24 protein-coding genes are annotated in these 22,389 nt (G+C 44.7%); 10 read left to right on the forward strand and 14 right to left on the reverse strand.

Annotated elements, in window-relative coordinates; all coding sequences use genetic code 11:
* Nucleotides 1-19 precede the first annotated feature (19 nt).
* The gene (gene pstB, locus ViNHUV68_RS16920; protein ID WP_038177416.1) at nt 20-769 is read left to right on the forward strand and encodes a phosphate ABC transporter ATP-binding protein PstB; all 750 of its coding nucleotides are present in this window, start codon (nt 20-22) and stop codon (nt 767-769) included.
* 458 nt (nt 770-1,227) lie between these two features.
* On the opposite strand, the gene ViNHUV68_RS16925 is transcribed toward pstB, so the two are convergent.
* Nucleotides 1,228-2,178 carry a curlin gene (locus ViNHUV68_RS16925; RefSeq protein WP_038177413.1) on the reverse strand — a complete coding sequence of 317 codons (951 nt, stop codon included), beginning with the start codon at nt 2,176-2,178 and terminating at the stop codon, nt 1,228-1,230.
* Nucleotides 2,179-2,231: 53 nt separating this feature from the next.
* Nucleotides 2,232-2,867 (reverse strand): minor curlin subunit CsgB, encoded by a 636-nt coding sequence (locus ViNHUV68_RS16930; protein ID WP_038177412.1) that lies wholly within the window; start codon nt 2,865-2,867, stop codon nt 2,232-2,234.
* Between the two features lie 405 nt (nt 2,868-3,272).
* Here ViNHUV68_RS16930 and ViNHUV68_RS16935 point away from each other — a divergent pair, with 405 nt between their 5' ends.
* The 3 genes from ViNHUV68_RS16935 to ViNHUV68_RS16945 are packed head-to-tail and all read left to right on the forward strand — an operon-like array spanning nt 3,273 to nt 5,005.
* Entirely contained in the window at nt 3,273-3,731 is a 459-nt protein-coding gene (locus ViNHUV68_RS16935; RefSeq protein WP_038177411.1) for a curli production assembly/transport protein CsgE, read from the forward strand.
* Between the two features lie 46 nt (nt 3,732-3,777).
* Entirely contained in the window at nt 3,778-4,155 is a 378-nt protein-coding gene (locus ViNHUV68_RS16940) for a curli assembly protein CsgF (RefSeq protein WP_051686585.1), read from the forward strand.
* A 13-nt stretch (nt 4,156-4,168) separates the two neighbouring features.
* A complete protein-coding gene (locus ViNHUV68_RS16945) occupies nt 4,169-5,005 on the forward strand; it encodes a CsgG/HfaB family protein (protein WP_038177408.1) in 837 nt (278 codons plus the stop codon).
* Nucleotides 5,006-5,089: 84 nt separating this feature from the next.
* Here the strand turns inward: ViNHUV68_RS16945 and ViNHUV68_RS16950 are convergent, their stop codons facing one another.
* Both ViNHUV68_RS16950 and ViNHUV68_RS16955 read right to left on the reverse strand, forming a co-directional pair.
* A complete protein-coding gene (locus ViNHUV68_RS16950; RefSeq protein ID WP_038177407.1) occupies nt 5,090-6,460 on the reverse strand; it encodes a YjiH family protein in 1,371 nt (456 codons plus the stop codon).
* A gap of 240 nt (nt 6,461-6,700) precedes the next feature.
* The gene (locus ViNHUV68_RS16955) at nt 6,701-7,366 is read right to left on the reverse strand and encodes a YoaK family protein (RefSeq protein ID WP_038177406.1); all 666 of its coding nucleotides are present in this window, start codon (nt 7,364-7,366) and stop codon (nt 6,701-6,703) included.
* Nucleotides 7,367-7,573: 207 nt separating this feature from the next.
* Between ViNHUV68_RS16955 and ViNHUV68_RS16960 the strand changes: the two genes are divergently transcribed.
* The 3 genes from ViNHUV68_RS16960 (at nt 7,574) to ViNHUV68_RS16970 (ending at nt 10,043) form a co-directional block, all read left to right on the forward strand.
* Nucleotides 7,574-8,185: a hypothetical protein gene (locus ViNHUV68_RS16960; protein ID WP_038177405.1), complete on the forward strand. Its 612-nt coding sequence runs from the start codon at nt 7,574-7,576 to the stop codon at nt 8,183-8,185.
* Between the two features lie 102 nt (nt 8,186-8,287).
* Complete coding sequence (locus ViNHUV68_RS16965) at nt 8,288-8,587, forward strand: isoamylase early set domain-containing protein (protein ID WP_038177403.1); 300 nt, start codon at nt 8,288-8,290, stop codon at nt 8,585-8,587.
* Between the two features lie 151 nt (nt 8,588-8,738).
* Nucleotides 8,739-10,043: a peptidoglycan DD-metalloendopeptidase family protein gene (locus ViNHUV68_RS16970; protein ID WP_051686579.1), complete on the forward strand. Its 1,305-nt coding sequence runs from the start codon at nt 8,739-8,741 to the stop codon at nt 10,041-10,043.
* A gap of 77 nt (nt 10,044-10,120) precedes the next feature.
* Here ViNHUV68_RS16970 and ppsA read toward each other — a convergent pair whose 3' ends face one another.
* Nucleotides 10,121-12,508, reverse strand: coding sequence for a phosphoenolpyruvate synthase (gene ppsA / locus ViNHUV68_RS16975; RefSeq protein ID WP_391091743.1), 2,388 nt, complete (start codon nt 12,506-12,508; stop codon nt 10,121-10,123).
* Between the two features lie 155 nt (nt 12,509-12,663).
* On the opposite strand from ppsA, the gene ViNHUV68_RS16980 reads away from it, so the two are divergent.
* Nucleotides 12,664-13,497 carry a pyruvate, phosphate dikinase/phosphoenolpyruvate synthase regulator gene (locus ViNHUV68_RS16980; protein WP_391091745.1) on the forward strand — a complete coding sequence of 278 codons (834 nt, stop codon included), beginning with the start codon at nt 12,664-12,666 and terminating at the stop codon, nt 13,495-13,497.
* Here the strand turns inward: ViNHUV68_RS16980 and ViNHUV68_RS16985 are convergent.
* The 7 genes from ViNHUV68_RS16985 to ViNHUV68_RS17015 all read right to left on the reverse strand — a co-directional run bounded on the left by ViNHUV68_RS16985 (nt 13,494) and on the right by ViNHUV68_RS17015 (nt 18,827).
* Nucleotides 13,494-14,231: a transporter substrate-binding domain-containing protein gene (locus ViNHUV68_RS16985; protein WP_391091747.1), complete on the reverse strand. Its 738-nt coding sequence runs from the start codon at nt 14,229-14,231 to the stop codon at nt 13,494-13,496. The genes ViNHUV68_RS16980 and ViNHUV68_RS16985 overlap by 4 nt on opposite strands.
* Nucleotides 14,232-14,292: 61 nt before the next feature.
* Nucleotides 14,293-15,075: a heme ABC transporter ATP-binding protein gene (locus ViNHUV68_RS16990; RefSeq protein ID WP_038177397.1), complete on the reverse strand. Its 783-nt coding sequence runs from the start codon at nt 15,073-15,075 to the stop codon at nt 14,293-14,295.
* Nucleotides 15,075-16,112, reverse strand: a complete 1,038-nt coding sequence (locus tag ViNHUV68_RS16995; protein WP_391091749.1) for an iron chelate uptake ABC transporter family permease subunit — start codon at nt 16,110-16,112, stop codon at nt 15,075-15,077. Before ViNHUV68_RS16995 ends, ViNHUV68_RS16990 begins: the two co-directional genes overlap by 1 nt.
* 12 nt (nt 16,113-16,124) lie before the next feature.
* A complete protein-coding gene (locus ViNHUV68_RS17000) occupies nt 16,125-16,970 on the reverse strand; it encodes an ABC transporter substrate-binding protein (protein WP_391091751.1) in 846 nt (281 codons plus the stop codon).
* A gap of 14 nt (nt 16,971-16,984) precedes the next feature.
* A complete protein-coding gene (locus ViNHUV68_RS17005; protein WP_038177394.1) occupies nt 16,985-17,395 on the reverse strand; it encodes a biopolymer transporter ExbD in 411 nt (136 codons plus the stop codon).
* On the reverse strand, nt 17,392-18,096 hold the full coding sequence (locus ViNHUV68_RS17010) for a MotA/TolQ/ExbB proton channel family protein (RefSeq protein WP_038177393.1): 705 nt from the start codon (nt 18,094-18,096) through the stop codon (nt 17,392-17,394). The genes ViNHUV68_RS17005 and ViNHUV68_RS17010 overlap by 4 nt, the downstream gene beginning before the upstream one ends.
* Nucleotides 18,096-18,827, reverse strand: coding sequence for a TonB family protein (locus ViNHUV68_RS17015; protein WP_391091753.1), 732 nt, complete (start codon nt 18,825-18,827; stop codon nt 18,096-18,098). Before ViNHUV68_RS17015 ends, ViNHUV68_RS17010 begins: the two co-directional genes overlap by 1 nt.
* A gap of 318 nt (nt 18,828-19,145) precedes the next feature.
* Between ViNHUV68_RS17015 and hutX the strand changes: the two genes are divergently transcribed.
* Complete coding sequence (gene hutX, locus ViNHUV68_RS17020; RefSeq protein WP_391091755.1) at nt 19,146-19,667, forward strand: heme utilization cystosolic carrier protein HutX; 522 nt, start codon at nt 19,146-19,148, stop codon at nt 19,665-19,667.
* Between the two features lie 19 nt (nt 19,668-19,686).
* Nucleotides 19,687-20,211 (forward strand): heme utilization protein HutZ, encoded by a 525-nt coding sequence (hutZ, locus tag ViNHUV68_RS17025; RefSeq protein WP_038177390.1) that lies wholly within the window; start codon nt 19,687-19,689, stop codon nt 20,209-20,211.
* A gap of 98 nt (nt 20,212-20,309) precedes the next feature.
* Here the strand turns inward: hutZ and ViNHUV68_RS17030 are convergent, their stop codons facing one another.
* On the reverse strand, nt 20,310-20,861 hold the full coding sequence (locus ViNHUV68_RS17030) for a DUF924 family protein (RefSeq protein ID WP_038177389.1): 552 nt from the start codon (nt 20,859-20,861) through the stop codon (nt 20,310-20,312).
* A 10-nt stretch (nt 20,862-20,871) separates the two neighbouring features.
* Complete coding sequence (locus tag ViNHUV68_RS17035) at nt 20,872-22,290, reverse strand: aminotransferase class I/II-fold pyridoxal phosphate-dependent enzyme (protein WP_391091757.1); 1,419 nt, start codon at nt 22,288-22,290, stop codon at nt 20,872-20,874.
* Nucleotides 22,291-22,389: the final 99 nt, after the last annotated feature.

A 22,389-nucleotide genomic window follows, 5' to 3' on the forward strand; every position in this document is an offset into this window, starting at 1 on the left:
AGAATTAAGAGATATCGACATGAATAAGTTTAATATTGAAAACCTCGACCTATTTTACGGTGATAATCAGGCGCTTAAGTCAATCAACTTGCCAGTACCCGAGCGTCAAGTCACTGCGTTGATCGGCCCCTCAGGTTGCGGTAAGTCGACGTTACTGCGCTGCTTGAATCGTATGAACGACTTGATTGAAGGCGTCAAGATTACGGGGCGTTTAGAAATGGATGGTGGTGATATTTACGGCAACATTGACGTTGCTGATCTGCGCATCAAAGTAGGCATGGTGTTCCAAAAACCCAATCCTTTCCCGATGAGCATTTACGAAAATGTCGCTTATGGTCTGCGCGCTCAAGGTGTCAAAGACAAAAAGCATATTGATGAAGTAGTCGAGACTTCTTTGCGCAGCGCAGCGCTGTGGGACGAGGTTAAAGATCGCTTAAAATCGCACGCTTTTGGTTTGTCGGGTGGTCAGCAACAGCGTTTGTGTATTGCGCGAACCATTGCGATGGAACCGGACGTTATTTTGATGGATGAACCAACGTCAGCACTTGACCCAATTGCAACGCATAAAATTGAAGAGTTGATGGAAGAACTGAAGAAAAACTACACCATTGTTATCGTTACTCACTCGATGCAGCAAGCTCGTCGTATCTCAGACCGCACCGCTTTCTTTTTGATGGGGGAGTTGGTTGAACACAATGATACACAGGTCATCTTTAGCGAACCTAAAGACGACCGCACGCGCGGTTATGTTAATGGCGACTTTGGTTAAGTAAATTTACAGGCACGAAAAATTATAACTATAAGCGATGGTACTTTGCCCCTCTATATTGAGGGGCTTTTTTATTAGCGATAGACAAGATTAGGTTGGTTTATAGGTTAGTTTGCACTGGTGGTTGAGGGTAAAAAGTGCGGTGTGGTCTGCACTTGTTAAGGACAGCTCAATAGGAAAATCAGAGTTGCTCAGGGACAGGCCTAGGCGTGAATTAGGGGTAAGTGAAGTGCTCACCGAACTGGAACCCGTGATTGTAATTCTGCTTCCAACTGGTGTATTTTGCTTAGTAGTAATCACTATCTGAATTGAGGTTGTATGCACTTCACACGCCAATTGCGCATAGTCTGATAGGTCGTACATATCGGTACCTTCAACGCTGAAAGAGCTAACGGATAAAACCAATAAAGCGGTACCATATGGCACCGCTTTTGATTTAGATAGAACGTTCATTGATGTTAGTTCTGAACGATGTTAACAGTGTTGTTGTTTGAAGCGTAACCACTAACCGTTGCTGAATCGTTAGCATTTTGCCATACCGAGATAGCATTGTTGCTTGAGTAGGCTAGATTAACCAATGCGTCAGAGCCGTTAGAGGTTTGATCGATTGAGATTTCGTTCAAGTCACTGTACAAACCAACATTAACGTATGCATCGTTGCTGTTGTGCTGACTAATGTCGATGTCGTTGCCATCACTGCCCCAGTAAACGCTAACACTTGCGTAGTTACTATCATTCTGAGTCACATCAATTTCATTGAGATCTGAACCACTACGCACACTCACATAAGCATCACTGTGGTCGCCGTTCTGAGTGGTATTGACAGTGTTGTCGTTGCTGTTTCTCACCAATACGTGCGCATCGTTTGCATGGCCGTTATTAACCACACTTGTTACGCTGTTATTGTTGCCGTTAACGATCTTAGTTTTGATATGGTTGTTATCAGCACCGCCACCGTTAAACTGAGCGACGGTAGTGTTACCATCACCACTGACGTCAACGTCTGCATCATTGTAATCACCGTCATCAACGCTGACAGTCGATGTATTGCCATTACCTGTTTGAACGATGTCTAGGTCGTTGTAACGATTAAGAGCACCTTCTGTCTCAATGGTGGCCGTGTTTTCGTTGCCGGTTTGCGTAATGTCAAACTGAGAACGAGAAGCATGAGTTGCATCAACCGTTGCTGTATTTTCATTACCAGTTTGCAAGATAACCGTGTCGTTTTTATACGTATTAGTCATGTAGACGAAAGCATCATTACCTAGAGCTGGGTTGGCATGGGATGTATTTTGGGTAATTTGTACATCATCACCGTATGCAAACTGCAGCTCAGTTGTCGCTTCATTACCCGCGTAAGCCGCGCCTGATGCTAGAATAGCTGAGATTGTAATAGCTAACTTTTTCATGAATAGATCCTTTATTTGTCCATTTATAGTGATTTTATCCTTCACGTTGAGCATCACTGCCTAACGTAAATACCGCGATTCATATTGCTAAAAATGACGATCGAGTCACCGCCATCTTGTGTTATGCCGTAATTGGAGTTTCCTCTATCTACGACCAGTGCAAAGTTGTCGTTGTTTTCCTGAACAATACTGATATCACTACCACCATTGGTGTTGGTACAGGCTAAACCGCGACACTGCTTTAAATAAGCAAGGTTATTACTGCCACTTTGACTGATGTAGCTATTGTGACCGTACCCTGCTTGTTTAATCTCTGCGTAATTATCTTGTCCTTCAGATTGCTCAATCACCGCTAGATTTTCAGCGCCCGATTGAGAGATCGCAGCCTTATTTCCGTTGACATTACTCTGTATTACCTTGGCTTTGTTGGTTCCCCCGCCTTGGTTGTATTGAGAAATGACGACTTCGGAGTCAAAGGCATTTTCTAACACTACTTCTGCATAGTTATTAGCTGATAAATTCATTTCTGAAAGTTCGGAGTAAATGGTCGAACCTTGAGTATTGAACTCCCCAAATTCCGTCGACATTTCATCTGAGTATTCAATGTTTTTATTTCCAGCGTAGGCAGATGTAGCCATTAAGAAAGAAAAGACAACAAAACCTATGTTCTTGATTACTTGATTTTGCACCTTAACCTCCGATAAGAGTTGGATTAACTATCGAACTCGGATTAATTATGAGTTTTATACAGTTAAACTCAATGAACTTAGAATTGAAAATATAGATATTGATTTTTATTTTAGGTTTACCTTCTGGTAAAGAATGATAGGTAATAGTTTAATTTTTCAGGTTATTAATTTGGTACTTTATGATTAGGTCTATACTAAGTTGTTGATTTTTATTTATTAAATTATTGTGTAATATTGATTTAATTTCTCGGTGTAATGTTTGTTTTGTTTATTCAATGAGATTTAAATCTGTCTCATAAATAAGATGGGCCTATTATTGATTCTATTTTAAGTTTAATTATTAATTAATTGATATACCTTATTGTAAGTTTTAAGGTATTTCTGATTTAGGTATCAAGGGAATGTATGAATTTAAAGAATATAAGCCTGATCATCTTTGTTATTACCAGTTTTACCTCACAGCATGTTTTTTCTAGCGAGAGTAGCTTTGAAAACAAAGAGGAAATTGAGTCAAAGACGGATGCTTATATATTAGAAAACGAAGTGGACGGATTGATTATTGACCGAACGATGACAAGGTTAGGTGACGATTTTTATTTCTTTTTTTCTCAATATTTAAATGAAAGGCACGGTTCATTGAAGGAAAACTTAACAGTAAAAGAGCGACCTACAGCATTATCAGGAAGTATCATCAGTGTGCTACACCGCGAAAGAGTCATTTATAGAACGGCGTTGTCTCCGGGTAGGAAGCAAGCTGAAAATAAAGCGAAAGCTGCGATGAATGCGGTGACCTCTTACTTGATTCGGTGGAAAGCTCAATTGAGTTACCAAGATACTTTCGATCTTGAACGGGATGAGTTTTAAAAAGGGATTGACTATGAAATCAAAATTATTGAGCTATGGTGCGATCATGTTCTGTATCTCATCTTATTCTGCGTTAGCGACCGAATTGGTGTATACCCCAATTAACCCAAGCTTTGGCGGGAATGCACTCAACAGCTCTCACTTGTTCGGAGTGGCCAATGCGATTAACGATTATAAAGCACCTATTGATGAATCTGGGTTTGAAAGCGAGTCGTCATTAGAGAGGCTAGCAAATAGCCTAGAATCACGCTTGATAAGCCAGTTACTTGCTGATGTAGGTAATGGTAATACGGGTCAATTAGAGACCGACGACTTTTACCTAAACATTGTCGATGATAATGGCACTTTGATCGTGCAAATTGTCGACAAGGTTTCCGGTGAATCCACCGAAATTAAAGTTGCTGGCTTAAACCCTGATCAATAGAGTGAACAGAATAATGAAGAAACTGCTATTACTTCTTGTGATTGTTGGTCTCGGTGGATGCTCAAATTCAATGACGATTCCTGACGCAGACCAAGCTCCAACGTTAATGCCTCGTGGTGCGAGTTATCAGGATCTAGTTCAACTACCTTTGCCCAAAGGTAAGATCTTGGTTTCTGTGTATGATTTTCGCGATCAAACAGGTCAATACAAGCCTCAGCCAAACAGTAATTTTTCTACCGCGGTCCCTCAAGGCGGAACTGCATTGCTAACCGCCTCTTTGCTTGACTCTAATTGGTTTATTCCATTGGAAAGAGAAGGGCTACAAAACCTACTTACTGAACGGAAAATCATACGTGCAGCACAGAAAAAAGGTCAATCAGGTGTCAACCACGGTGATGACCTTTCAGCGCTAAGTTCAGCGAATGTCGTTATTGAAGGTGGGATTGTTGCCTACGATTCGAACATCAAAACGGGAGGGGTGGGGGCCAGATATTTAGGCATAGGATCTTCAGGAAAATACCGTACCGATCAAGTTACCGTTAATCTAAGAGCTGTGAACGTTACAACGGGTCAGATTCTGTTAAGCGTGACGACCAGTAAAACGATTTTTTCTCATGAATGGACGGCTGGGGCCTTCCGATTCATTGACTACAAAGACTTATTGGAAGTTGAAATGGGTTATACCAACAACGAACCAGTGAATGTAGCAGTGATGTCGGCGATTGACTCTGCAGTCATTCACCTGATTGTTCGTGGTATTGGCAAGGGGCTATGGCAACCCGAACATCGTGAGGACATTAAAGATCCACTTATCCAGAAATATGCACGTCAAACCCATCAGATTCTTTAATGAACAGAGCTATAGGCATCGCTCTTTAAAGTTTTTTGGATTAATAAAGCCCCGATTTCGGGGCTTTATTGATATCAATGTTGATTAGAAGATCAAGTGTGCAACACCTGCAATAACCGGAAGGGTGATCAGCGTGCGCAGGATAAAGATGGTGAACAGTTCAATCAAGTTAACCGGGATACGGCTACCAAGTAGCAATGCCCCCACTTCTGACATGTAAATCAACTGAGTGACTGACATTGCAGCGATGACGAAACGTGTCATTTCATTGTCGATAGAGGCTGCAAGAATCGCTGGAATGAACATATCAGCGAAACCAACCACGATGGTCTCTGATGCCGCAACTGCTTCAGGTACGCCGAGTAGTTCTAGAAACGGAATAAATGGTTGGCCTAGAATGCTGAACACAGAGGTGTACTCGGCAATAATCAATGCAATCGTACCAAGCCCCATAACCACTGGTAGGACGCCAAACACCATATCAACCGCGTTACGAATGCCTTCTGAAAACACACTACGTACCGACTTCACTTGCGCTGCTTTGCTAAGGGCTAAGTGCATACCCCAAGAAAAAGTGGTGTGATCATGTGGAATCGCGTCAGCATCGCTGGCAGGTTTCGAACCATCGATAAAGGTGTCTTTTTTTAAGCTCAGTGGCGGTAGACGAGGAATAATCACCGCAGCCACAAAACCAGCTAAGCAGATCGCGCCGTAAAATGGCAAGAATAGGTGCTCAAGTTCTACTTGGGCAATCACGACCAAGCTAAACGTTATTGAAACGGCAGAGAATGTGGTACCAACGACAGCGGCTTCACGCTGAGTATAAAACTTTTCTTCATACTGCTTGCTAGTGAGCAAGATACCGACAGAGCCGTCGCCAAGCCACGAGGCCATACAATCAATCGCACTGCGACCAGGAAGGTTAAACAGTGGGCGCATGATTTTGCTCAACAAGGTACCAAACAACTCAAGGAGACCAAAGTTAAGTAGCAGCGGTAGCAAAAGGCCTGCAAAAATAAATACAGAGAAAAGTGTCGGTAACAGGCCTTCAAGTACTAAACCACCAGTATTTTCTTCCCAAATGGCTTTTGGTCCAACTTGGAAAAACGTCATGATGACTGCAGCACCACCAATTAAACGAACGGCAAGCCACAATGAGCTCGGATTAAACAGTCCGTTAAGGAACGCATTATTTGCAATGAAAGTCGGCGTTTTAATACGACATGCTGCTGATGCGATTGCCATAAACGCAATGATAGCTGTCACGATGTGAACTAAGTAATCACCAAAAATGGCTTGAATAGACTTTGCTAAAACGGCAACGGGAATGGTGAGATCACCTTGATAGCTGATCGGCGCCATAAAAAGAAACAGGCCAACTAACGAAGGGATAAAAAACATCCAAAAGGTCGCTTTGCTTTTGGTCTGTTCAACAGATTGTGCGTTATTTTGCATATACTTCTCGAGTTACAACTAGTTAAATATCGTAGCCACTCCTTGTGGCATAGTTATTCACTAAACATCCATATTTTATCAAATTGGCGCAAGGTTAATAGCTTTTAACTTTGCTTGCAATACTATTCAATAAATATCGTTAAATATTCACTATAAAGCATTGAATATTTTGACGCATTCAGTTTAATGTGTCGAGGATGTTAAATTGTTTAAAATTGTGTTTCAAGTAAGAAGTGTCAATTAGTGATTTATATGTCGGTTGGCTATAAACAGCCAGTAGGTGACGGCCAAGGTAAGAGCGAGCAGTATCGGTACGATCAAGGCCGCAATCGAGAGACTTGCGTATAAGTTCGCGCCGATAATCCCACCGGATAGAAAACCACTGAAAATAAACAGAAACAGTTTCGCTTTGCGAAAATCAAAACTTTCACCACGTAATTTAGCGCCGATCATGATACCCAGATCCGTCATGATCCCCGTCATGTGGGTCGTGCGAATGATAGCGCCACTGAACGTTGTGATCATCGCGTTTTGCAAGCCACAAGCTGCAGAAGCGAAATATTGCCCCGATTGATGGCCATTGCTGAGCAAGTAGTAAGATAAAGCCAGGAGGGCACTTTCGATACAAAGAGCGACCCCATAGCGTCTGCCAAGTTTCAGTGCGGTGCTTTCGATAAATGTGCCGCTGAGTGTCGCGCCAAACAAAAAGCTTAACAAAATCAGTAATAAGTGGCCGGTTTGTTGGTTGAACTCTAAGATAGATGTGCCAAGCAGCGTCACTGTGCCAGAGATATGTGACACGGCTTGGTGTTGAAAACCGAGTAATCCGATAGCGTTGACAATGCCAGCTAGCAAGGCGAGTAGAAAAGCGCCATATTCTACCCAGCGTGGAAGTTTTGAAATCACGATGTGCTCCTGTTGCTGAGGGGCGCAATTATAGTCCCACAATAAGGTTACTGATAGGGGGCTGGTCTAAAAACCGTGTGATCAAATGAGCTTTTTCTAATGTTGTGGTTATGACCCTTTCTATTGTCGTTGCTAGGTTGTTGTATCTAGTCAAGCTAGCCTGATACCATAAGCAATCAAAAAAGCATTCGAGACAAAGCAACGCTAATGAAAAAACGTTTGTTACCTATCCCACTGATTTTGTTGATTCCCATTGTATTGTTAGTCGTTGTTTCGGCGGCAGGTCTTTATCGGTTCAGCTTATCAGATGAAGAAGTTTTGGCTAAGTTTCCCAGTTATTCCGCACAAAATGACACGATTATGCAGTCGTTGTTTTCACTAACTACACCTAATCCATGGACAATCAAAGTCCCTGAAAGTGGGGCATTCACCTTTATAAAAAGCAACAATCAGCCAAGAATTTATAGTGGTAAATATCAAGATGGCGTTGAAAGGGGAAGCGTGTCAATCGACACTCGTTATCTATTAAAAATTGCTGACAATCGTTACATCCACCCTTTAAGTGTCAGTAATCAAGGTTCTGGTGTCTTTTACTATTTAGCGCTCAGTCATTACGATACGGCTCGCCAACGTATGGTGAGTGAGAACGCACAACTGCTAGGTGACAGAGTCCATGTCGAGGGCATTGTTGTCGATGGTGATAGGGTAACGGTCACCATCCAAGAACGTGATGCTCATCAAGCGATGTCGGAGGATCCGACAAAAATAACCACTATACTGTTCAAGATAACTGAGCAAGATAGCTTAGAAAGGCAATAGTTGTGCGGCGAATATGCAGTATTGAGTATGTGTGATGAATTGCTTATTATTTAACCTAGCAAGTTATGAGATGGACCTTAATTGTCGTTAATGGAGTTAAATATGATCAATAAACGCTTTTTCAAAACCAAAGATGAAGTTGAAGTTACGTTTGAGCTCGATGCTGAACACGTTAATCAATCTGTTTGGATTGTTGCGGATTTTTTAGATTGGCAACCAACCGAAATGAAAAAAGTCGCTAAATCGAAGAGTTACAAGTTCAAAACACGCTTACCTAAAGACAGTCATTTTGAATTTAGGTACTTGGTCGATAAAGAAAAATGGGTGAATGACCCACAGGCTGATCAATACCGACCTAACGGGTTTGGTGAAGATAACGCCCTTGTTTCGACCTATCAGTAACGGTTATCGTTAAAGGGCTTACAGTTCATTTGAATCAATAAAGGCGCATTTTGCGCCTTTTTTACCTTAAAGTTGACATATCACAGGTGACAACTTCTAGAGAAATTCGTACTCTTAGGCCTTTGGTTATTTCAATTATTGGGTCAAATTTGTGCAATCTAGAAGTTTGAAGTCTCGCTTCCAAGAGTTATCGCGTCCAAAGAAGCTAGTATTATTAACACTGCCTATTCTTGCTGCGGTTGCTCTTTCGTCGTCTGAACGTGGCCGATACCATCGCACCATTGATCTTTCTCTTCCTGAATCAACGCTAGTTAATGACATTTTGTTAAGTAACGAAGTGACGGCTGATCTTCCTAGTTACGAGTACGAGATCAAAGCAGGTGATAACTTAAGCAACATTTTTAATCAGTTGGGCTTTGGTTACAGTGAACTGATGAAAATTATGGAAACGGATCTAAACTTTTTAGCGTTAGATACTCTCAAACCTGGCAACAAATTGCGTTTTTGGCGTGACGAAAACTCCCAAGCCTTGGCGAAAATGGAACTTGAGTTCAGCATGGTTGAACGAGCCGTTTACACACGAATGGAAGATGGTGGTTACGAATTTAGTGACGTCAAGATTCCTGGTGTTTGGAAGCCTTTGCCACTGGTCGGGGAGATCAATGGCAGTTTCTCACAGTCTGTTCATGCGCTTGGTTTAGGCAACAGTGAAGTTGAGCAAGTGGTCAGCTTGTTGAAAGATAAGATTAATTTCTCACGCGATCTAAGAGCTGGTGACCGTTTTGAAGTGGTTCAATCACGTCAGTTTGTGGATGATCAATTGACGGGGAATCGTGAAATACAAGCGATTAAGATTTACAACCGAGGACGAGTACTTTCAGCCTATCTGCATAGCGATGGTCAATATTACGATGCAAAAGGTGACAGTTTACAACGTGCCTTTCAGCGCAAGCCTGTCAACAGTAATTATCGGTTGAGCTCGCAATACAATCCGACACGCAAGCACCCCGTCACCGGACGTGTTGCACCGCACAATGGTACTGACTGGGCAACGCCGACAGGGACACCGATTGTATCTACTGGTGATGGTGTCGTGATCATGACACGCAAGCACCCTTATGCGGGTAATTACGTTGTGATTCAACATGGTAGTCGATACAAAACACGCTATTTGCATTTAAGTAAGATTTTAGTGCGTAAAGGACAAAAAGTGTCTCGCGGTCAACGTATTGGTCTGTCTGGTGCAACGGGGCGTGTGACTGGGCCACATATCCACTATGAGTTGATTGATAGAGGGCGTGCGGTTAATGCGATGAAAGCCAATATCCCAATGGCTAAATCCGTGCCTAATAATCAAATGGCCGCTTTTAAAGCCAAACGTGATGAGATGGATGTCATGCTCAAGCAGCGAGAAATTGAATTGGCTCAGCAGGTTAACCCTCAGCCAACCAGTTAATTGACACTAGTTATCAGTTTTAAATGATTAGACAAAATAAAAAGGCTTCCCCACGGAAGCCTTTGTTTTATCGCTAGTTACTTAGCTGCTTTGCCAAGTTTTAACCAGGTATCAATCACGGTATCGGGGTTGAGTGACACTGAGCTAATACCCTGAGCCATCAACCATTCAGCGAGGTCTTCGTGGTCCGATGGACCTTGACCACAAATACCGACGTATTTGCCCGCTTTAGTTGCGGCGTCAATGGCCATCTTCAACATGGCTTTCACCGCTGGATTACGTTCATCAAACAGGTGCGCAACGTCGCCTGAGTCACGATCAAGGCCCAGTGTTAGCTGAGTCATGTCGTTTGAGCCGATCGAGAAGCCATCAAAGTACTTGAGGAACTCATCCGCCAGAATAGCATTGGATGGTAGCTCACACATCATGATCACTTTTAGACCTTGGTCTCCTCGACGTAGATCGAATTTAGCCAATAGATCAATTACCGATGCCGCTTCACTCGGTGTCCGCACGAAAGGAATCATGACCTCGACATTTTTCAGCCCCATTTCATTGCGCACACGTTTAATGGCTTGTGTTTCTAGCTCGAAACAATCTTCAAACGCCGGAGAAATGTAACGAGAGGCGCCACGGAAACCAAGCATTGGGTTCTCTTCATGTGGCTCATACCCTTGTCCACCGACAAGATTGCTGTATTCGTTCGATTTAAAATCCGACATACGAACAATCACGCGTTTCGGCCAGAAAGCGGCGGCGATGGTGGCGATACCTTCGGTAAGCTTGCTGACATAAAAGTCGATAGGATCTTGGTAACCGCGAATACGCTGGGTGATCTCTGTTTTTATCTCATCGCTTTGTTGTTCAAAGTTAAGTAGCGCTTTCGGGTGAATACCAATCATTTTGTTAATGATGAACTCCAGACGAGCAAGGCCTACGCCTTCATTTGGAATTTGTGCAAAGTCGAAGGCACGATCTGGGTTGCCAACGTTCATCATGACTTTAGTTGGCAGCATCGGCAGCTCATCAACCGCAGAGCGCTTGACCTCAAAGTCTAATTCGCCTTGATAAACATACCCCGTTTCGCCTTCTGCGCAAGAAACCGTGATTGTCATACCGTCACTGAGGCTTGAGGTTGCGTGACCGCAGCCAACGATAGCGGGAATACCCAATTCACGAGCAATGATTGCCGCGTGGCAAGTACGACCACCACGGTTAGTGACAATCGCCGAGGCTTTTTTCATCACCGGTTCCCAGTCTGGGTCGGTCATGTCAGTCACTAAAACATCGCCTTCTTGCACCAGTGACATTTGATCCAATGAGTCGACTAAGCGCACAATGCCAGAGCCAATACGCTGGCCAATAGCGCGACCTTCAATCAATACTTCTGCTTTGTTGTTAAGCTCGTAACGCTCGATAACGTTTTGTTCGTTTTGAGAGCAAACCGTCTCTGGGCGGGCTTGAACTATGTATAGCTTGCCATCAATGCCATCTTTGGCCCACTCAATGTCCATTGGACGTTGGTAGTGTTTTTCAATGATCATGGCTTGTTTAGCCAGCTCTTTGATCTCTTCATCGTTTAGAGAGAACTGGTTACGCTCTTGCTCGCAGGTGTCAATGATGTCGACTTGCTTACCAATTTCTTGATTGGTGGAGTAGATCATCTTGATGAGCTTTGAACCAAATGTTTTTTTCACGATTGGATGTTGACCCGCTTCAAGCATTGGCTTATGGACGTAAAACTCATCAGGGTTAACCGCGCCTTGTACAACCATTTCACCCAGTCCCCACGATGAAGTGATGAAGACTACTTGATCGAAACCAGATTCGGTATCGAGGGTAAACATCACACCAGATGAGGCTTTATCAGAGCGCACCATACGTTGGATGCCCGCCGATAACGCGATGCCGCGGTGGTCGAAACCTTGGTGAACGCGATAAGAGATCGCGCGGTCGTTAAACAGGGAAGCGTAGACATGCTTGGTCGCTTCTAGCACTGCCTCAATGCCTTTGACATTAAGGAAGGTCTCTTGTTGACCTGCAAACGAAGCATCTGGTAAGTCTTCGGCTGTCGCTGAAGAGCGCACCGCGACTGATAATTCGTCATTGCCTTCAATCAGTGTTTGGTAGTTGTCGCGGATATCTTGTTCGAGTTCCGCAGGGAATGGGGCTTCTAATACCCATTGACGTATGGTGGCACCTGTCTTGCGCAGGGCTTCTACATCGTCAACGTCTAGTTCATCGAGCAGTTGGTGGATGCGATTGTCCAATCCTTCAAAATCTAAGAATTGATTGAACGCATAGGAAGTGGTGGCAAAGCCATTCGGCACAGACACTCCAGCATTGGCTAGGTTTGAAACCATTTCACCAAGTGATGCGTTTTTTCCGCCGACTTTGTCGACATTTTCCATCGATAGACCATCGAACCAGAGGGTGTTCTTTTGCATGTACTTCTCCAGAAACATTGCAGCGTAGGGATTAAAGGCAAACGATTACGTAAAAGCACAAAAAAATTCACCAAGAATTTTTAAAGCTGTGGGGGACGTAACAGTCAGCCAGGTTTTATTATCGATATTATGTCGACTATCCTACTCAAAAGAATTTTAAAGTTTAAAATAAAATGCAAATTGAAAGTCAAAGTCGTGATGTGTTCTATGTTTCTGATGGAACGGCCATAACATGTGAGACATTAGGCCATGTTGTTTTGGGTCAATTTCCGTTTAAAGCCAATGAAAAAACCTTCCCGTTTGTTGAAAGTGAAGATAAATTGGCTGACCTGATCAAAGAAATTGAAACTTCCTACCAAACTCACGGCGTGAAACCGTTGGTGTTTTTCTCTCTGGTGATTCCACAACTGCGACAAAAGCTATTGGCGTCTCACTGCTATGGTTATGATGTGCTCGAAAGTATTGTGCAGCGAGTACAAGATGATATTCAATTAGCCCCCAAACCTAAGTTGCAGCGCTCACGAAGTGTTGGGCGCGATAGCGTGAAGTATTTCGATCGAATTGCTGCGATTGAATACACCTTAGCGCACGATGATGGCATCACCCTCAAAGGACTTGAAGAGGCAGACATTATACTGCTTGGCGTATCACGCAGTGGCAAAACGCCAACGAGTTTATACATGGCAATGCAGTTTGGGCTACGCGTTGTGAACTACCCATTTATCGATGACGATTTAGCACGCATGAAGCTGCAACCTGAGTTTGAAATTCATCGTCATAAATTGTTTGGCTTGACCATTAATCCCGAGCGATTGACACAGATTCGTCAAAATCGTTTAGCTGGCAGTGACTATGCGAGCAATGAGCAGTGTCTGCATGAATTACAAACCGTCGAAGCGCTGTTTCGCCGTGAAGCGATTCCTTACATCAATACCTCAGCACTCTCAGTTGAAGAGATTTCAACGCGGGTACTTGAGAGAACCGGTCTTAGGCGTCGTTTGCTCTAATTCTGCTCTCGTATCAAACGGAAGTAGTTGTCGAGTAACGTTTTCAGAGTAGGGGCACTCTCGAGCTGACGAGAGATCAACATATAAAATTTGTGCGGTTCCATGTTGGGGACCGCCAAAGACATGATGTCATCTTTGAGATAGGATTCCCCTCGTGGATTTTTATTGCCAGTCAATATCTCAGCCCAGCTAATATAGACCTCGCACTCACCGGTTTCCAACTGATTTAAAGAGTGTTGAATCGTGTGTCCTGAGCGTTCGATCGTGGTTAGCTCAAAATCTGAGTAGTTATAGTTGTGATTGCCGCAGACTTTGTAGTTGTTTAAATCGTCAACATTGGAGATAACCAAACCATCAGGAAAATGCTTAACTGAAAACAAGTAGTAGGGGGTAACGGTGTAGTACCACTCGGTGTAGAGATAATCCTGCACTCGTTCTTCACTGTAAGATGCGCTAACGGATAGATCAAAACTGCCCGTCTTGGTACCTTTAAGGCAGCGTGACCATGAAGTCATTGTCATTTCATAGTCAATGCCATGCCGCCCTAGTGCTTGGTCGAGCACTTGTTTATCAAACCCTTTTACTTCACCGTCTTCTTGATAAATGTAAGGACGCCAGTCAACCGCATCACCGCACACTCTTAACAGGGGGATGTCGTTAAAGGTGTGCGCGTAAACATTAACACCAATAAGTAGGGTCACAACGAGCATTAGTCTGTGGGCAAAGTGCAGCATGGTTGTCCCTTTTGTTACGTATTCAGTCAAGAGTATAGTTAAGCTTTGCCCAGCTTACTGATTAGTTGTCAGGATGAATCTGCGGGAACCCTAACGTTGGATGCGTTGTCACTATGGCGTTGTAGTCATAGACATGTTTGAGCATAGCCACAGTAAGTGCTTGTTTTGGAGGTGCGTCACAGACAATATCTCCGTTGCGTAAAATGACCATGCGGTCAGCATACTGCGCGGCGAGGTTAAGGTCATGTAATACGACTACCACCGCCGCATTGGACTCGGTAGCTAATCGACGGGCGATTTTAAGCGTATTCTGTTGATGAGATAAATCCAGCGCTGATGTTGGTTCATCGAGCATGAGGATCTTTTTATCGGTGGATTTTTCAAGTTGAACTAAGACCCGAGCTAAGTGCAGACGCTGTTTTTCGCCTCCAGATAGTGAGGGGTAGAGTCGCTTGGCAAGGTGCCATACATCGGTTAAACGCATGTATTTCTCGGCCACAGCGCGAGTCGCACTGTTGGTGAGTTTGAGCGGGATCGCGCCAAGTTCAACGACTTCATGGGCCAAAAAAGGAAAACTCAAGGTGCTATGTTGCGGCAACATAGCAAGATGTTGAGCCAGAAGATTGGCAGGCCATTGCTGGCGAGGTACATCGAAATAGCGTATATCACCCGTTGAGGGAATCTCGCCGCTGAGCAGCTTAAGTAAGGTGCTTTTGCCTGCACCATTAGGGCCAAGCAGTGCGGTCACTTCTCCACAGCGTATGTCGATATCAATGGCGTTTAACACAGCTCGGCCAGCAAAAGTCATCGACAGATGACGACCGGATAACGCAATGGCACTCATCAGAGTATTTTTCCTTTTTGCTGAAACAGTAAATAGATAAAAAATGGTGCACCAACCAGTGCGGTCACAATGCCAACCGGAAGCTCTGCAGGGGAAAGTGCAATGCGTGAAATCATATCCGCGCCGGTAAGCAGCAGTGCGCCCAGCAAGGCTGAAATCGGTAGCAATGAGGTATGATTGGGCCCTGAAATCATCCTGCCAAGATGGGGAATAACTAAACCAATGAAACCTATCATCCCTGCGACGCTGACGGTAACGCCAACGCCTACCGCCGTAAGTAAAATCAGTTGGCGCTTGAGTTTTTGGAGTGGAATGCCTAAATGATATGCTTCGGCTTCACCAAGTAATAACGCATTAAGAGCCGTTGACTTTGCAATAAAAATTGTCAGTAAAAGACTCAGTGTTATCGTGCAAAGAATAAGACTAGACAAGTTTGCACCAGCGAGTGATCCCATTGACCATAAAGACAAATCGCGCAGCATCTGATCATCAGCAACAAAATTGAGGTAACCAATCCCCGCACCAGACAAGGCACTAATTGCGACACCAGCGAGTAGCATAATGGTGACTGATGTGCCCATTTTACTCGTGCCTAGTTGGTAAACTAGCAGGGTCGTCAAAGCGCCGCCAAGAAAAGCAAACAGTGGAACAGCCGCAAGATTCATCAGTTGTGGGTAGTGCTGGGAGATATCGCTAAACAACACAATCGCTAGTGCGGCGCCGAGTGAGGCTCCTGCGGACACACCAATAATACCGGGCTCTGCCAGTGGGTTACGAAACAGCCCCTGCATGACAGTGCCACATATCGCGAGGATGGCGCCAACCAACATACATAACAATGTTCTCGGCAGGCGAATATCGTGAACCACTAAGTTGATGTGTGGCGCTAACTGCTCGGAGTGAAATAACAGGCTTTGCACACTTTGCCACAAAGTGATGTTCATCGGCCCGACGGTCACTGAACTTATCGCGGCGAGCAGCAAAATACTGCTAAATAGAATCATCAGGTAGCGTAGTGGAAGTCGACGTAATAACATTTCAATCTCTCGTTAGTGAAGCTGCGCGCTGATACGCTGTGCTTCAGCCAAGCTTTTTAGACCGAGGCCGCCCACCAATGCGTGTCCATCGACTTGGATAAATTGTCTGTTCTTACCCGCGGGTGTTGCGGCAAGCATCGGCATTTTTTTGAGAATTTCATCTGCGCCACCGAGAGCTTTATAACTGCGTCCACTAACCAAAATGACGTCAGGCTGCATTTCAATCATGGCTTCGGTGGATAAGGGTTTATACGAAGAGAGTGTTTTCGCCGCTGGATTCACGCCACCTGCGAGTTCAATGATCGTGTTGGGTGTGGTGTTCGCGCCTGCAACGTTCGCTGGTCGACCTTCGTGAAGCAGTAAAAACAGGACTTTTTTGCTCGTGCCGAGCGGATGTTTATTAGCTGCTAAAGTGTCGAGTTGCTGATTCACTTGTGCTTTTAACTGCAAAGCTTGTTGCTCGGCGCCAGTGATGGCTGCAATGTCATCAATACGCGCTAACAACCCTTGAGGCGTCGGTTCAGTGTTAATGATATCTACGCTGACCCCTGCTGCGCGAAGTTGGCTGAGTGCGGTTTTCGGCCCCATCTCATCTGAGCCAATTAATCGTGTCGCGCCCAGCGCGAGCAAACCTTCCGCAGACAGTTGACGATGGTAGCCAATAGTTGGCAATGATAACCCCTGCGGAATGTCACTCGTGACATCAACCGCGATCAATTTATTTTGCTGGTTTAAGGCGAACAGCAACTCTGTCACGGTGCTACCGGCACTAATGATGCGCTCACTAGCAAAAGAAGTGATGGAAAATACCAGCAAAAGCAATGTACTTGAGAGGGTGAATAAACGTGAATTGAACATGATAGACTCGACTATTATTTTTCTTCGGTTAAAAGTTGGGTGGCTTGAATCCCATTTTGTTGCAAGAATCCAAGTAATTTGACTAGGTGTTGTACATCCGCGGTTTTATCGGCGGCGATTGCAATCGACTGCTGTTTTGCATGGTGTTCTTCGAGCAGAGCAAGGGTAAAGTTCTGCCAGTCAATATATGTTTTGCCATTAATGGCCCAGTGCGGTTGGTCAGCCAGAATATTAATGGTTAACGAATCACTTTCTACGGCTGACGTAACCGGCGAATCGGTTGCAGGCAGATCCACTTCTAACGATTCAAGTTTCACTGCGGCGGTAAGCATTAAGAACACCATGACAATGAAGATGATGTCTAGCAACGGAGTGAGATCAGGGCTAAAGCTCATTAGAGTGTCGCTTTTAGGTGCTTTGATCATAATGACGCTTCTGTGCTGATGAGATCATTGTCGCTTGGCGGTATAACATCCGTCAGCGAAGTTGGGGCGGGTTGCCAATGGATGCCTTCTAGCCATAAATTGACATAATTGAGCGTGTGTTCGAGCTTCGCTATGACTTTGTCTGCCCACAAGCCGAACAGCTGAGCGGCAGTAATGGCAGGCAGAGCAACCATCAAGCCCGCCGCGGTAGTGCGCATTGCGATGCCTAGTCCTTCTGCTAAATCATTGGGGGTGATGTTGCCAGATGACGCGGCAACGCCTTTAAACATCTCTATTAATCCAAGTACGGTTCCCAGTAAACCGATCAGTGGGCTGAGCACGCCAATTAAAGTCAATAAACGCAAGCCAGAGTGTAACTGGTGACGTTTCTCTTGTAGCCACATTCCTGCCGCGTCTTCACGCAGTGTTTTGGCAAAAGCGTGATGAGCCAATAACATGGCGACACCTTTGTATAACAATGGTCGTTTGGTTGACATCATTTCAGCCAGAGTTTCAATTTGCTGGCTGTCGGCCGGGGAAATCTGTTGCAGCTGTTGGCCAATGGCACGTTTGCCTACGCCTAAGCTAATCAAAACTTGAAAGAGTCGTTCAACGATGATCATTAAGGTGAGTGCTGAGCACACGATCAACGGCCAGGTCATTAAGCCCAGTTGCTGTTGTAAAAGTTGTATCTGTTCCATTATCGATCCAATTTAAAGCGAATAGGGATTTGCACGCGATGAGCCATGGTTTGACCATCAACAGAATGGGGCGAGAATTTCCAATCTTTTATCGCCTCCAATGCTGACTTATCGAGCAAGGTGGCTCCGGATGACGAAATCAATACTTGCTTTACTTGGTGGCCATTCTTATCAAGCCATATCTCATACAATGCCACGCCTTCGATGCCTCGTTTGCGCGCCATCCTTGGGTATTGCGGGGCGCGAGGGCGAGATAAAAACGAAGGATTTTCAATCATTACTGGTTCAGCGGTGACACCTCGATTTGCGACCTGATTTGTTATTTTCTCAGGTTGCTTTTTATCGACCTGTGTTTTTTGTAGCTCGGTCTTCTCGCTTGGTGTAGCCATCTTCGTTAGTGTTTGAGCCTTGGTTTGTTGGGGCGCTAGCTTGGGTTGATTGGGCGTATTATTCTCTCGTTTTTGGGTCTTAATCGGTGGCGATTTTTTTACGACCTGGTCGGTTGCGGTAGGTGCGAAAGTCTGACTCTGTGCTGGTGTGTCGGCTTTTTTGGGATCTAACACAGTTTCGGTCTTAATCGGTGCAGCGATGGCCTTAAAGTTAAGTGAAACCGACGTCGATTGTGAACCCACAGGCATAGCGAAAGCCTTGGGTTCGTGCGCCACGAACAGGACTATTGAGTGGGCTGCCAGAGATAAACTCGCGGCAATCGTGTATCGTTTGATATTCACTTGACTGTGCCTTTTACAAATCCTTGATGACTAAGATAAGTCAATTATTGCCCAACATGCAAATAATATCAATTATCAATTGCATTCGCATTTGTGGCAATTTATGATCAGTGACAAATCAAAGTTAACTGCGCGAACTATAAGTTCAGTGCATATAAAAGTATTCGATATATCAATTGGTTAGCTTGTATCTTTGTTGAGTGAAGCACATCAGCTTGTTTTGAGCGACTTGCCATATCGATGCTAATCGATTACGACTACAGTTTAACCATCAACAAAAAGCGCGCTTATGTTGTCGCTGTTTAATTGGAATAACTCATGGATTCATTATCACAACGAGTGGCTACATTACTCGAGCAAGACCCCACATTGCTGCCTGCGGCGATGGCCCAACAGCTGAGTGTGTCAGAATTTGATGTGGTGGCGGCGTTGCCAACAGAAATGACAGCGATTGTCGATGGCGCTCAAGCACAAGCGATCTTAGAAAATTTGGTTGGTTTTGGGCCAGTAACAACGATTGTTCACTCGTTTGGTTCAATCTTTGAAGTGAAAGCGCCTTTTCCAAAGGGCAAGTTGGCTCGTGGTTACTACAACCTAATCGGGAGTGAAGGCGAGCTACATGGTCATCTTAAACTCGATAACATCCAGCATGTTGCCTTGGTCAGCAAGCCATTTATGGGACGTGAAAGCCACTATTTTGGCTTTTTCTGTCCAGCCGGTAATAACGTTTTTAAAGTCTACCTTGGTCGGAATGACAAACGTGAATTGATCGCTGAACAAGTGGCCACCTTTAAGCAGTGGCAACAAGAATTTAACAACAGTCATTTGACAACAATATAGGCTAGCAAGGAGAGTGAATATGGATCAGCAGGTTAAGCAAGAGCGTTTACAAGGGCGTTTGGGCCCGGAAATTAAAGAGTTTCGCCAGCAACGTAAAACATTGCAATTGGCTACCGTTGATGCCGAGGGGCGCCCAAATGTCAGTTATGCGCCATTTGTACAAAACCAAGATGGCTATTTTGTGTTGATCTCAGAAATTGCTCGACATGCACGCAATTTGCAAGTGAACCCGAACGTCTCAATCATGATGATTGAAGATGAAGAGAGCTGCAAACAACTGTTCGCTCGTAAGCGCTTAACCTTTGATGCCGTCGCTTCTGTGGTGAAGCGCGATAGCGAACAGTGGCAGCAAGTCATTGGTCAGATGCAAACCCGATTTGGTGAAATAATCGATGGGCTGAGTCAATTACAAGACTTCGTTTTATTTAATCTTAAGGCTGAAAAAGGTCTGTTTGTTAAAGGTTTTGGTCAAGCCTATCAAGTCGCCGGTGATGATTTAGTCGATTTCGTCCATTTGCAAGAAGGGCATAAAAAAGTCTCTTAGCCAACACTGTTGTGGTGGTGAAAGAGGTTGCGGTGGTGAAAGAGGCTGAGTTTGTCAGTCTCAGCAATTAAACTCAACGCTAGCGCCAGATGATTAGGCTAAAAGCTCGAATCAGGCTGTGTTAAAAACGCAATTTCTTGTGGGGTACTTTCACGGCCAAGGATCTCGTTACGATGAGGATAGCGGCCAAACTGATCGATAATGACTTTGTGTTTGAGCTCAAACTGATGGTTATTCTCCATGCCAGGCGTGCTAAATAATAGCACCGCTTGCTGATGAATCTGACGTGATTCGCTGTGCATAAATGGCATATACAGGAAGCTTCGTTGCTCTAATGACAGCGCTTGATCTAGGCCTAAACCAATAGCCTCTTGTGCGAGAGCTAACGCGAGTGGGTCTTGACTAAAAGCACGGGGTGTATTGCGGAAAATATTACGCGAGAACTGATCAAGGACAATCACTTCAGCGAGCCTACCTTGGGCACTGCTGCGCCAACTAACCAGTTCACATTGCGCCGCGCGCTCTACTAGGGGTAAGAATCGGGTGGTGATTTTCTGATCCAGTTCAAGGTTAGTCGTGAACCAATCTTTCGCTTCAAGCTCAGTAAACCAGAATTGAATCACATCTTCAGGCGGTATCGGTGTGTGCATAATCGACTCCTTAGCGGTTTACTTGATGATGGATGAGCTCAGCCAGCTTTGCAACGCCGTTTTTCCAGTCAGTGTGGGTTAGGAAGTTTGAGCAACTAAAACGAACACAGTGTCGATACTGCCCTTCGGTAGCAAACAAGGTTCCGGGAAGAATACTGATGTTCAGTCCTTTTGCCTGTTGATAGAGTTGCTCGCTGTCTAAATTTGCTGGCAATGATAACCAAACGAGAAACGATCCTTGCGGGCAATAAAGCTGATAACGGCCATTTAGGTTTGCGTAGGCATCAAGCGAACCCGATAACTGCTGGCAAAACATCCGCACATTGGTTTGGTATTCGCGTTGCATTCGTTTGACATGCTGTTTGTATTTGCCGCTATTGAGAAAGTCCGCCACCGCAGATTGCATCAGGTTGAGGCTGCCCATGTTGTCGCTGACTAGGAACTTCTCAATTTGGGCTTGATAGCGACCGGCAGCAATCCAACCAATGCGTAGCCTTGAATCAAGCATTTTCGAGAGCGAGTTGACATAAATGACTCGATCGCGCTTGTCGAGCGTTTTGAGTGGCGTAATGTTTTCATCAAAGGTGAGCGCGCCGAACACATCATCTTCAATAATGGCAACCGATTGAGCCGCATCAAGTAGCGCAAGACGTTTTTCTAAAGGCATCTTGGCCCCAGTAGGGTTGGTAAAGTTCGGCGTGACGACGATAACGCGAATTGGCCACTTGGTTACCGCTTGCGCCAATAAATCAGGATCCATACCACTGCGCGGACAGCTTGGTATTTCAATAACTTGCAAACCTAAAGATTCCATCAACAGCAAGTTACCGAAATAGCACGGCGATTCAACGGCGACAATATCACCTGGCTGGGTCAGCGCGCGCAGTGCGAGGCTAATCGCCTGCTGAGCACCATGAGTGACCGCGAGATCACTGACCGACACCTCGACACCAAGGTCTTGGCTTATCTTAGTTAAATGTCGAAGCAGCAGGGTATTTCCCGGAGGTAGTTGATAGTGGCTTGGAATCTGACTTTGCTGACGACTGTGACGACCGATTTCTGCATACAGCGTTTTTATCGCCGGAGTATCAATATTAGGATGTGCAGAGCCAGTGGCCAACCACTCGCGTTTAGGAGAATAGGTCAATATTTCTTTGCACAGCGACAACAGATCGACATGGTTAGGTTGTGTCACCTGCGATGCAACGTGATGTGGTGTCTGTACCCGATAACCTGATTTCGCCACCGCATAGATAACACCTTGTCCTTCTAACTCTTGATATGCACGAATCACGGTATTTTTACTGACGTTTAGCTCGCTACTCAAATCGCGGATTGACGGTAGTTTGTCTTCGTTAGACAGTTGTCCTGCATGGATTCGAGTTTTGATATGGTCCTCGACCATTACGTATTTATTGTTGATGCCCATCCATCTGTACCCATATAAAAAGTCCAATCTGTGTCTTTATGATTTTTCTGTACCCAATAAAGTAGCCTGATATCTAATCAAAAAGCCAGAGGAAAGGCG

It is taken from the genome of Vibrio sp. NH-UV-68 (genome assembly GCF_042940635.1).
GTDB lineage: Bacteria > Pseudomonadota > Gammaproteobacteria > Enterobacterales > Vibrionaceae > Vibrio > Vibrio pacinii.